This is a genomic window from Thermomonas sp. (assembly GCF_035369645.1).
GTDB lineage: Bacteria > Pseudomonadota > Gammaproteobacteria > Xanthomonadales > Xanthomonadaceae > Thermomonas.
This window is the reverse complement of the sequence record NZ_DAOOUM010000011.1, coordinates 42,922-53,789: the sequence shown is the minus strand read 5'-3', so window position 1 is coordinate 53,789 and position 10,868 is coordinate 42,922. Positions and strand designations below refer to the sequence as shown.

Sequence of the window (10,868 nt, the reverse complement as noted above, 5' to 3'; positions counted from 1 at the left end):
AACGGCAAGTGGGTGACCATGGGCGTGCCGTCGGACGGCAGCTACGGCATCCCGGAGACCGTGATGTACGGCGTGCCGGTGACCTGCGCTAATGGCGAATACACCCGCATCGAAGGCCTGCCGGTGGATGATTTCAGTCGCGCGGCGATGGACAAGACCTTGGCCGAGCTGGAAGAAGAGCGCGCCGGCGTGGCGCATCTGCTGTAAGCGCAAACACCTGCGCGGATGCAGATGTCGAAAGGGCTGGCCATGTGCCGGCCCTTTTTTTATAGGGCCGTGTCGCTGCGGCGGACGCGGTAAAATGGCCGCTTCGCAAGGAGCCGATATGTCAAACACCTCCGCCGGCGCGCGTTTTCGCGCCGCAATCCAAGAAGAAGCCCCCCTGCAAGTGATGGGTGCCATCACCGCCTATGCCGGCTTGATGGCCAAGCGCGTGGGCTATAAGGCGCTGTATTTGTCGGGCGGTGGCGTAGCTGCCAATTCACTGGGGATGCCCGATCTTGGCATCAGCACGATGGAAGACGTGCTCACCGATGCGCGTCGCATCGTGGATGCCACTGGCATGCCGCTACTGGTTGACATCGACACCGGCTGGGGCGGGGCGTTTAACATCGGCCGCACCATCCGCAATTTCGAGCGTATCGGCGTGGCCGCAGTGCATATGGAAGACCAGGTGGGGCAAAAGCGCTGCGGCCATCGCCCCGGCAAAGAAGTGGTGACCAAGCAAGAGATGGTGGACCGGGTGAAGGCGGCGGTGGATGCCCGCAGTGATCGCGACTTCGTGATTATGGCGCGCACCGATGCGGCGGCAGTAGAAGGCATCGACAGCGCCATCGAGCGCGCGGTGGCCTATGTCGAAGCGGGTGCCGACATGATCTTTCCCGAGGCGATGAAGACGCTGGACGATTACCGCAAGTTCAAGGCGGCGGTGCAGGTTCCAATCCTGGCCAACCTGACCGAATTTGGCAGCACGCCGTTTTTTACCACCGATGAATTGCGCGATGCCGGCGTGGACATCGCGCTGTACTGCTGCGGCGCATACCGTGCAATGAACAAAGCGGCGTTGGGCTTCTACGAAACGGTGCGCCGTGAAGGCACCCAGAAAAACACCATCGACACGTTGCAAACGCGCGCTGAGTTGTATGACTTCTTGGGCTATCACACGTACGAAGACAAGCTTGATGCACTCTTCGCCGGCAATAAGCCGTGATGCCGCTCGTCCATCCTGCGGGGCCTGATCATGTCGATGCCATTTTCACCACTGCATAACGTCGACCGTCGCAATACCGCGCAGCAATTTCTACAGAAAGAGCTGGACGAGTTGCCTGCCGAAGAACGGCATGTGGTCGAGCGGTTCATTGCGCGGCGTGGTGTGGCGCGCAATATCGAACGCGAATTTCAGGAAACGCGCTCATTTGGTGAGCGGCTGGCCGATCGGGTGGCGCAAGTTGGTGGAAGTTGGTACTTCATCAGTGTGTTTGGTGCGCTGTTGGTGATCTGGATGCTTATCAACAGTGTCTTATTGGCCAAGGCATTCGATCCGTATCCCTACATCTTGCTCAACCTAGTGCTGTCTTGCTTGGCCGCAGTGCAGGCTCCCATCATCATGATGAGTCAGAACCGGCAGGCGGACATCGATCGCCTCAATGCCAGCAATGACTATCAAGTCAATGTGAAGGCTGAGCTCGAAGTGCTGCAAATTCACGAAAAACTGGATCGGCTGCGCGAACAAGACTGGAGCGCGCTGGTGGAATTGCAGCATCGCCAGATCGAATTGCTGCAACGATTGATCGAACGCGCCACGGGCGCAACACACGACAAGCATTGAACAACGACGCATGATCCTTGGAGGGATGCAATGACGGAACAGGCAGCAACACCCGGCTTCAAGCCCAAAAAATCGGTGGCATTGTCCGGCACCACCGCCGGCAATACCGCACTGTGCACGGTGGGCCGCAGTGGCAATGATTTGCACTATCGTGGCTACGACATTCTGGATTTAGCCAACACCTGCGAGTTTGAAGAAATCGCGCATCTGCTGGTGCATGGCAAGCTGCCCAATACGGCCGAATTAGCCGGCTACAAGGCCAAGCTGAAGGCGCTACGCGGGATTCCTGCCGCAGTGAAAGCGGCCTTGGAAGAACTGCCGCCGTCGGCGCACCCGATGGATGTGATGCGTACCGGGGTGTCGGTGTTGGGCTGCGTGTCGCCGGAGAAAGACGACCACAATCATCCGGGTGCGCGTGATATCGCCGACAAATTGATGGCGAGCTTTGGGTCGATGCTGTTGTATTGGTACCACTACAGCCATAACGGCCGCGTCATTGACGTGGAGACCGATGACGATTCCATCGGCGGTCACTTCTTGCACCTGCTGCATGGCGTGCAGCCGCAGGCGTCGTGGGTGCGGGCGATGCACACCTCGCTGATTTTGTACGCCGAGCACGAATTCAATGCCTCTACCTTTGCGTGCCGGGTGATTGCGGGTACCGGCAGCGATATGCATTCGTGCATTGCCGGCGGCATCGGTGCGTTGCGCGGGCCCAAGCACGGTGGCGCCAACGAAGTCGCATTCGAAATCCAAAAGCGTTACGACAATCCGGATGAGGCCGAGGCCGATATCAAGGCGCGCGTCGAGCGCAAGGAAGTGGTGATCGGCTTTGGGCACCCGGTGTATACGGTGTCCGACCCGCGCAACAAGGTGATCAAGGACGTGGCCCGTGAGCTGTCAAACGAGCAGGGTAATATGAAGATGTATGCCATTGCCGAGCGTTTGGAATCGGTGATGTGGGACATCAAAAAAATGTTCCCGAATCTGGACTGGTTCAGCGCGGTCAGCTACCACATGATGGGCGTGCCCACCGCGATGTTCACCCCGTTGTTTGTGCTGGCGCGCACCGCAGGCTGGAGCGCGCACATCATCGAGCAGCGCATCGACGGCAAGATCATCCGCCCGTCGGCCAATTACGTGGGGCCGGAAGATCAGGTGTTTGTGTCGATCGAAAAGCGTTGAAAATTGACGCAGATTGCCGCAAAAACGACGCAACAAAAAAGCCACGCATTGCGTGGCTTTTTTGTTGGGTGAGCCTCGCCGAGCCGCTTAGATCAATGCAGCGCATCCGGGGTAGTTTTGCTCAGAGCAAGCCTTCCGCCCGCATTGCGGCTTGCACGCCGGGATCGGCTGCCATATGCGCATCGAAGCGGGCAAGATTATCCAGCCCGCTCAAGTCCACGCCGGTCTTCTTCGCCCATTGCAAGGTGATGAACAAATACGGATCGACGATGGAGCGGCTGCCGGTGATCCATTCTTTGCCTTCCAATTGGGCATTCACGCTGACATACATACCGCGCAAGCGTGTGCGGGCATGGGTATGCGATTTTTCGATGGCGGCTTGATCTTCCAAATAATGGGTGGCACCAAACAAAGGCAAAAACGCCGGATGCACATCGGCATTGACGAACGCCAGCCAGCGGTTGACCTCGGCACGACTTTCCGCACTGCCATTGCCGCACAAGCCGGCTTCGGGGGAACGGTCGGCCAAGTAATGCAGGATGGCCGAATTCTGGGTCAGCACCCAGTCGCCCACCTGCAAGGCTGGCACCGCGCCGGAAGGATTGATGGCGCGATATTCGGGGGTGGCGCGTTGCTCGCGGGTGACGATTTGGAAGTCGTAAGGCTGGCCAATCCACTGCAGCACGATGTGGTCGGCAGTGGAACAGGCACCGGGGGAGGTATAGAGCTTCATGATGTGACACCAGTTGGAAAGGCGTCACTATCCACAATTACGGGTTTGCTGAGGTGAAGGACGACGCAACGCTGTGTTGCAGGTTGCCTTCGCACATAAGAGCAATCAAATGCCGCGACGTGGGTGCAGGCTTTGCACGCGATAGAACGTGTGATCGCCAATCGTGGCCACTTGATCGGCGCTGTTCCAGCTGGGGCTGGCAATCGATGTGGCGGCAAAATGGCTGGCCCCTGGCACCACCAGTTTGCGCTGGCTGCGCGGTAGCGCCCAGTTACGCTCAGAGGCGAATGCTACCGACACCGCTTCAGTCCACGCGTCGATATTGGACAGGCGCGTCTGCGGCGACAGCAGGGTTGGCGCAAATTGTTTGCGTGCCGTGACCACCTGGCATAGGTTGCGCCCCCACAAGCCGCTATCACGGCGACGCAGGGCGACTTCCGCCACCGCTTGTTGGCCCAGCGCGGATTGGTCGCGGGCTTCCAAATACACGGTGGTGGACAGGCAGAGCGAATCTGCGGCGGGCTGCGGCAACACATGCGACAGCCAGAGGATCCAAGCCAATTTCATCAAGAGACTCCTTGCTCCGTTGCGGCGCGGCTTGCAGCGATGAATCGATGCAAACACGCGACATGGCGTGACTAAAGGAGGGCGGTTGCTCTATGGCGACCTTTGCCCGGGCGCGCCTCCCGGATCAGGGTGCGGGTGGCGTGCCGGTAAACCTGCTGGGGGGGGCGTCTTGGCGGGGCCAGGCAGGTGAAAGTGGGCGAACCTTAGGGGTGGAATCCTGACTTTAGGCTGAATGAGCGGATTTTCACCCAAGCTGGAACTGATTGATTCAATGGATATTTTTTATCCTGATGTTGCAAATTTAAAGTGCAGCAGCCAGCCGGCTACCTTCGTCGATGGCACGTTTGGCATCCAGTTCCGAGGCTAATTTGGCGCCCCCAATCAGATGCGCTGCGCACCCCTGCGCTTGCAGTGCGTCGAATAACTCCCGTCGTGGCAATTGGCCGGCACACAGCACGATGTGATCGACCGCGAGCAGTTGCTCTTGCTGGTCAATGCGAATCTGCAACCCGGCATCGTCCACACCCAGATAATCCACGCCGCCCAACATCTTTACGCCTTTGGCTTTGAGTGTGGCGCGATGAATCCAGCCGGTGGTTTTGCCCAGCTTTGCTCCCGGCTTGCCTGCACTACGTTGCAGTAGCCACACCTGGCGCGTCGGTGGTTCTGGCTGCGGTGGGGTGAGTCCGCCGGGGCTGTCGAAATCCGCATCCACGCCCCATTCGGCCATCCAGCGCTGGCGATCCAAACTGACCGATGTGCCGCTGTGCACCAGAAATTCGGCAACATCAAAGCCAATGCCGCCAGCCCCAATGATGGCGACGCTTCCACCCACCGCAACGCGTCCTTCCAGGACATCCAGATATCCCACCACCTTAGGATGATCATGCCCGGGGATGGCCACCACGCGCGGGGTCACTCCGGTGGCGATGACGATGGCGTCAAAGGTCTGCAAGGCTGCGGCATCCACCCATGTATTCAAACGCAGTTGCACGCCGGTCTCGCGGATGCGCTGGTCGAAATAACGCAAGGTTTCGTAAAACTCTTCTTTGCCTGGAATGCGCTTGGCCAGATTGAACTGGCCGCCGATGGCCGCCGCGGCATCAAATAATGTCACCGCGTGGCCCCGTTCGGCGGCCACCGTGGCGCAGGCCAAGCCCGCCGGGCCTGCGCCAACGACGGCGATGGTTTTTGGCATGCTGGTCTTGCTGTAGTTCAACTCGGTTTCGGCACCTGCGCGTGGGTTGACTAGACAACTGGCGCGCTTGTTTTCGAACACATGATCCAGGCAGGCTTGATTACAGGCGATGCAGGTGTTGATGCGATGCGCCTCACCGCGCTGCGCTTTGTTGACCCACTGCGGGTCGGCCAGCAGCGGGCGCGCCATCGACACCATGTCGGCGCTACCGGCGACTAGGACCGCTTCGGCCACCTCCGGCATATTGATGCGATTACTCGCCACCACCGGGATGCCCACATGCGGCTTGAGTTTGGCGGTAACGCCGGTAAATGCAGCACGCGGCACGGAGGTGGCGATCGTTGGGATGCGCGCCTCATGCCAGCCGATCCCGCTGTTGAGAATGGTCGCACCCGCCGCTTGCACGGCATGCGCTTGCGCAACGATGTCGTCCCAGCCGTTGCCACCTTCGACCAGATCCAGCAAAGACAAACGATAGATCAGGATGAAATCCGGCCCGCAGGCTTCGCGCACCCGGCGCACGATCTCCACCGCAAACCGCATTCGTTTGGCGGCATCGCCGCCCCACGCATCGGTACGTTGATTGGCGCGTGCAGTGGTGAACTCGTTGAGCAGATAGCCTTCCGAACCCATGATCTCCACGCCGTCATAGCCGGCATCGCGTGCACGTTTGGCGGCGATGGCGAAGTCATTGATATGGCGTTCGATGCCGCGTGCGCTGAGCGCGCTGGGGGTGAAGGGATTGATCGGTGATTTCAACTTCGAGGGTGCCACCGACAACGGATGGAAGGCATAACGACCGGCATGCAGCAGTTGCAGGCAAATCTTGCCGTCGTGGCGATGCACGGCCGCGGTCACCTGTCGATGCCGGCGCACATGCCAAGGCATCGACATCCGACTGGCAAATGGTTTCAGCCAGCCACGCAAATTGGGTGCAAAGCCGCCAGTCACCATCAAGCCCACGCCGCCTTCGGCACGTTCGGCAAAATACGCCGCCAGCTTGGGGAAATCGGCAGCGCGGTCTTCCAGCCCGGTGTGCATCGAACCCATCAGCACACGGTTGCGCAGGGTAGTGAAGCCCAGATCCAGCGGGGCCAGTAGGTGCGGGTAGGTCGTTGTCATGCCTGTAGCATACCGATGCGTACGGAAGCTTGCATGGGGAGCGGCCCGCATTCAAATTTTGCGGGGGTGGGGTTGCAAATGGTGACTGTTATGTTAATGTTAACGGGGCTTTCGCGTGCCTGCCCGGTTGTATGGGCGGCGTAGCGTGTGGACTCAGCCGTCTGAAGCACCAAAATTTTAATGCTGCGTCACGGTTTCTTCTTACTGAATCAAGGAGCTGAACATGAATAAGAAACTCCTCTGTGCTGCCCTACTGGGTGGCTTGGGTCTGGCGCAGGCTGCGTCTGCCCAGGAGTTCGATGATCGCTGGTATGTGTCTGGGTCTACTGGTGTGAATCTTCAGGACAAACATCGTGCGACTGCGGATGGTCCGTTTGTCACCATTGGGTTTGGTAAATTTTTGACCCCGAACGTGTCGCTTGATGCAGAGCTGAATTACCAGAACATGCATCAAAGCCGTAACCGCAATCTGTGGTGGAGCCAATACGGTGCTTCGTTGGATGCGCGTTATCACTTCCGTAATGCCGATGACAAGTGGTGGCCCTACCTGCGCGGCGGCTTGGGATGGCAGCGTCATGAGCAAGAGTTTTCCGTTAACCTTCCGACATCACCGTGGAAGCATAAAGACTCCAATCTTGCCCTCAATTTTGGTGCTGGTTTGCAATTCGATTTCGGCCGGATGGATGTCCGCACCGAACTCGGAACCCGTATCGATTTCGATGACCAGCAGGCCAATATGGGCAAGCAGTACAATCAGTTCAGCGATGTGCTGGCCTCGATTGGTATGACTGTTGCACTCGGCCCGGCTCCGGTGGCTCCGGTGGCTCCGGCTCCGGCAGCACCGCAGCAGACCTGTGCGGACATGGATAGCGACGGTGACGGCGTCAACGATTGCAACGACAAGTGCCCGAACTCGCAGGCTGGCCAGACCATCGGTCCGGATGGCTGCCCGGTGCCGGTTTCGATCGATCTGAAGGGCGTGAACTTCGACTTCGACAAGGCAACCTTGCGTCCGGACGCCGTGGCGATCTTGAACGAAGCCACCGAAATCCTGAAGCGCTATCCCGAGCTGAAGGTGGAAGTGGCCGGTCACACTGACCAGTGCGGTAAGGAAGGCTACAACCAGAAGCTGTCTGAGCGTCGCGCCAAGACGGTGTACGACTTCCTGACCAGCCACGGTGTCGATGCAGGCCGTTTGGCCGGTCCGAACGGCTACGGCTTCAGCCGTCCGCTAGAAGACAAGGGCACCAACAAGCTGCCCCAGTGCAAGAGTGAAATCAACCGCCGCACTGAGTTGAACAGCAAGTAATTTTTGCTGCCAACAGGTTGTTCGCGGAACCCGGCCAAGTGCCGGGTTTCGTTTTTTTGTGCGCAGCAGATGGCCGATACGCATTGCGGCGATGTACACACACCGCCTACACTGACGACATTCGCCGGGGAGTAAATAGTCATGTTGTCGATTCAGCGCGCCACCTGCGCATCCGTGCTTGCCATCACACCATTGCTGGCATATGCCGGGGGGGATGTGTGCCGGCCCGGAGACCTGTTGGCGAGCCCAGTTCGGCCAACGCTGTTGTCGCCGGTGGCCATCGAACTCCCACAGAGCACGACACAATTAGGCGGTGCCAGTGGTGTCTTGGTGCAGTCTTTCGATGAGGCACTGTCGGTGGACAATGTACTGGTGCGGATTCGTATGGATGGCTGTCGCGCAATGGCCAAAACATTGGTGCCCGCTACAGCGGCAGCCAATGATCCTGCGGCCTACAAACCGCAAACTGCGTTCGACAATACGCCGTGGCGGTTCAATATGACCCAGAACGGCAAGCGCATGACCGCCGATGAGTTTGATGCATGGATGAAGGCGCGCGGTGTGCGCGTGGTGGGCAAAAAAGACCCGGCAGCGGAGCCTGCACCCGCAGCGGGTAAGTGACCCTTGGCGGGTAAGCCGTCGCAACGTGCGCCGCAGCATGGCTTGGCGCGTGTCATGTCCAAGCGCGGCTTGTGCTCGCGCAGCGAGGCGGAGCGCCTGATCCGCGGCGGTCGGGTGCGCGTCAATGGGCATGTCGTGCGTAACCCCGAGACGCCCACGACCATGGCGATGGCAATCGACATTGATGGGCAGGCCGCCACGCAGCCAGTGCTGCGCTATCTGATGCTCAACAAGCCACGCGGCTTGGTGACCACGGTGCGTGACGAACAAGGGCGCGACACCGTGTATCGCTGTTTCGATGCGGCCAACCTTGGTTGGATTGCGCCAGTGGGGCGGTTGGACAAAGCCAGTGAAGGCGTGTTGTTGTTTAGCAATGACCCAGCGTGGGCGGCGCGCATTACCGATCCTGCGAGCGGACCGGACAAGACCTATCACGTGCAAGTGGATTGCATTCCCGATGCCGCAAGACTGTCTGCGCTGCACGAAGGCGTGCGCGACGGCGACGAGCACCTGCGGGCGAAATCCGCAGTGTTGCTGCGTACCGGCGAGAAGAACGCATGGCTGGAGATCGTGCTGGACGAAGGCCGCAACCGCCAGATTCGGCGGTTGTTGGCTGCATTGAAGATCAATGTGTTGCGACTGGTGCGGGTCGGGATCGGGTCACTGGCCCTGGGCGATTTGCCCAAGGGACAGTGGCGCGAATTATCTGCGCAGGAAGTCGCCGCATTGGGCGGCGACTAAGGCTTCAAGCGGCTTCAAGCCTTCAGCACGCCTAGCTCGTGGCCGATGCGAACAAACGCATCGATCGCGCGATCCAGTTGTGCGCGGGTATGCGCAGCGCTCATCTGGGTGCGGATACGCGCCTGGCCTTTGGCCACCACCGGGAAGAAGAAACCGACGGCATACACGCCTTCTTCCAGCAGCCGTTCGGCGAATCGCTGTGCCAGCGGTGCGTCATACAGCATCACCGGGCAGATGGGATGCACGCCTGGTTTGATGTCGAAACCGGCAGCGGTCATGCGCGCGCGGAAATGCGCGGTGTTCTCGCGCAGGCGTTCGCGCAGTTCGCCCGCGGCGGACAACATCTCGAAAGCCTTTGTTCCTGCGGCGGCGACGTGCGGTGGCAACGAGTTGGAGAACAGGTAGGGACGCGAGCGCTGGCGAAGCAGCTCGATCACTTCGCTGCGCGCCGTAGTGAAGCCGCCGAGCGCACCGCCCATCGCCTTGCCGAGCGTGCCGGTGATGATGTCGATCTTGTCCAGCACGCCCTTCACTTCGGCGGAGCCACGCCCGGTCGCGCCCAGGAAGCCGGTGGCATGGCATTCGTCGATATGCACCAGTGCGCCGTATTGCTGCGCCAGCGCGGTGATCTGGTCCAGCGGGGCGATGGTGCCGTCCATCGAGAACACGCCGTCAGTGGTGATCAGGATCGTGCGTGCGCCGTCGGCCTTGGCCTGCTTGAGCTGGGCTTCCAGATCGGTCATGTCGCAGTTGGCGTAGCGATAGCGCTTGGCCTTGCACAGGCGCACGCCGTCGATGATCGAGGCGTGGTTCAGCGCATCGGAAATGATCGCGTCGTTTTCATCCAGCAGCGGTTCGAACAGGCCGCCGTTGGCATCGAAGCAGGCGGCATACAGGATGGTGTCGTCCTTGCCGAAGAAATTGGAAATCGTGTGCTCCAACTGCTTGTGCAAATCCTGCGTGCCGCAGATGAAGCGCACCGAGGCCATGCCGAAGCCGTGGCTGTCCAGCGCGGCCTTGGCGGCCGCGATGATGTCGGGATGATCGGCCAGGCCCAGATAATTGTTGGCGCAAAAGTTCAGCACCTTGCGGCCATCGGCCAACGTAATCTCCGCCGATTGCGGACTGGTGATGATGCGTTCGGATTTGTACAAGCCGGCGGCGCGGATTTCGTCCAGCGTGTCGGCGTAGCGTTGGGTCAGGGACATGGCGATTCCGGAATAGAGGAGGGCAGGCGGGACTGCCAGTGCGTGACCATCGGCGGCATGGATGCCGCCGATGAGCCGACATGGATGTATTCGCGGCGTGTCGCGCATTGGCAGTCCCGCCTGCCTCTCGCGAGCAATCAATTCCAGCTCAACACCACCTTGCCGGCCTTGCCCGCTTCCATCAGGTCAAAGCCTTTCTGGAAGTCATCGATGGGCAACTGATGCGTCAGCACCTTGCCCAGCGGAAAGCCGGACAGCACCAGTTGGGTCATCTTGTACCAGGTCTCGTACATCTTGCGGCCGTAGATGCCTTGCACGGTCAGGCCCTTGAAGATGATCTTGTCCCAGTCGCAGCC

General features: G+C 59.8%; 10 protein-coding genes and 2 pseudogenes. 7 read left to right on the top strand and 5 right to left on the bottom strand.

Translation table 11 applies throughout. The annotated features are described in order from the left end of the window. The 4 genes and pseudogenes from PK789_RS03695 to prpC form a co-directional block, all read left to right on the top strand. Positions 1-207: pseudogene (locus PK789_RS03695) on the top strand (malate dehydrogenase); the annotation flags it as partial. Positions 208-325: 118 nt separating this feature from the next. Continuing rightward, complete coding sequence (prpB, locus tag PK789_RS03690) at positions 326-1,210, top strand: methylisocitrate lyase (protein WP_324307104.1); 885 nt, start codon at positions 326-328, stop codon at positions 1,208-1,210. A gap of 30 nt (positions 1,211-1,240) precedes the next feature. Further along, positions 1,241-1,828 (top strand): DUF1003 domain-containing protein, encoded by a 588-nt coding sequence (locus PK789_RS03685; protein WP_324307103.1) that lies wholly within the window; start codon positions 1,241-1,243, stop codon positions 1,826-1,828. 30 nt (positions 1,829-1,858) lie between these two features. Then, on the top strand, positions 1,859-3,013 hold the full coding sequence (gene prpC, locus PK789_RS03680) for a bifunctional 2-methylcitrate synthase/citrate synthase (protein ID WP_324307102.1): 1,155 nt from the start codon (positions 1,859-1,861) through the stop codon (positions 3,011-3,013). Between the two features lie 121 nt (positions 3,014-3,134). Here the strand turns inward: prpC and PK789_RS03675 are convergent, their stop codons facing one another. The 3 genes from PK789_RS03675 to PK789_RS03665 all read right to left on the bottom strand — a co-directional run bounded on the left by PK789_RS03675 (position 3,135) and on the right by PK789_RS03665 (position 6,633). Then, a complete protein-coding gene (locus PK789_RS03675) occupies positions 3,135-3,746 on the bottom strand; it encodes a glutathione S-transferase family protein (protein ID WP_324307101.1) in 612 nt (203 codons plus the stop codon). Between the two features lie 105 nt (positions 3,747-3,851). After that, on the bottom strand, positions 3,852-4,313 hold the full coding sequence (locus tag PK789_RS03670) for a cell wall hydrolase (protein WP_324307099.1): 462 nt from the start codon (positions 4,311-4,313) through the stop codon (positions 3,852-3,854). Between the two features lie 301 nt (positions 4,314-4,614). After that, entirely contained in the window at positions 4,615-6,633 is a 2,019-nt protein-coding gene (locus tag PK789_RS03665) for an oxidoreductase (RefSeq protein ID WP_324307098.1), read from the bottom strand. 223 nt (positions 6,634-6,856) lie between these two features. On the opposite strand from PK789_RS03665, the gene PK789_RS03660 reads away from it, so the two are divergent. From PK789_RS03660 to PK789_RS03650, 3 genes are all read left to right on the top strand, one after another. Continuing rightward, positions 6,857-7,942: an OmpA family protein gene (locus PK789_RS03660; protein ID WP_324307097.1), complete on the top strand. Its 1,086-nt coding sequence runs from the start codon at positions 6,857-6,859 to the stop codon at positions 7,940-7,942. Positions 7,943-8,092: 150 nt separating this feature from the next. Further along, positions 8,093-8,563 (top strand): hypothetical protein, encoded by a 471-nt coding sequence (locus tag PK789_RS03655; RefSeq protein ID WP_324307107.1) that lies wholly within the window; start codon positions 8,093-8,095, stop codon positions 8,561-8,563. Between the two features lie 54 nt (positions 8,564-8,617). Beyond that, positions 8,618-9,304: a pseudouridine synthase gene (locus PK789_RS03650; protein ID WP_324307095.1), complete on the top strand. Its 687-nt coding sequence runs from the start codon at positions 8,618-8,620 to the stop codon at positions 9,302-9,304. Positions 9,305-9,318: 14 nt separating this feature from the next. Here PK789_RS03650 and kbl read toward each other — a convergent pair whose 3' ends face one another. Further along, entirely contained in the window at positions 9,319-10,512 is a 1,194-nt protein-coding gene (gene kbl, locus PK789_RS03645; protein WP_324307093.1) for a glycine C-acetyltransferase, read from the bottom strand. Between the two features lie 137 nt (positions 10,513-10,649). Beyond that, a pseudogene (locus PK789_RS03640) lies at positions 10,650-10,868 on the bottom strand (L-threonine 3-dehydrogenase); the annotation flags it as partial.

Excerpts from the sequence above, each read along its gene's own strand:
- PK789_RS03675 (WP_324307101.1), bottom strand. The coding sequence starts at position 3,746 with ATGAAGCTCTATACCTCCCCCGGTGCCTGTTCCACTGCCGACCACATC.
- PK789_RS03650 (WP_324307095.1), top strand. The coding sequence starts at position 8,618 with ATGTCCAAGCGCGGCTTGTGCTCGCGCAGCGAGGCGGAGCGCCTGATC.
- PK789_RS03660 (WP_324307097.1), top strand. The coding sequence starts at position 6,857 with ATGAATAAGAAACTCCTCTGTGCTGCCCTACTGGGTGGCTTGGGTCTG.
- PK789_RS03685 (WP_324307103.1), top strand. The coding sequence starts at position 1,241 with ATGTCGATGCCATTTTCACCACTGCATAACGTCGACCGTCGCAATACC.
- PK789_RS03665 (WP_324307098.1), bottom strand. The coding sequence starts at position 6,633 with ATGACAACGACCTACCCGCACCTACTGGCCCCGCTGGATCTGGGCTTC.
- PK789_RS03670 (WP_324307099.1), bottom strand. The coding sequence starts at position 4,313 with ATGAAATTGGCTTGGATCCTCTGGCTGTCGCATGTGTTGCCGCAGCCC.
- prpB (WP_324307104.1), top strand. The coding sequence starts at position 326 with ATGTCAAACACCTCCGCCGGCGCGCGTTTTCGCGCCGCAATCCAAGAA.
- prpC (WP_324307102.1), top strand. The coding sequence starts at position 1,859 with ATGACGGAACAGGCAGCAACACCCGGCTTCAAGCCCAAAAAATCGGTG.
- kbl (WP_324307093.1), bottom strand. The coding sequence starts at position 10,512 with ATGTCCCTGACCCAACGCTACGCCGACACGCTGGACGAAATCCGCGCC.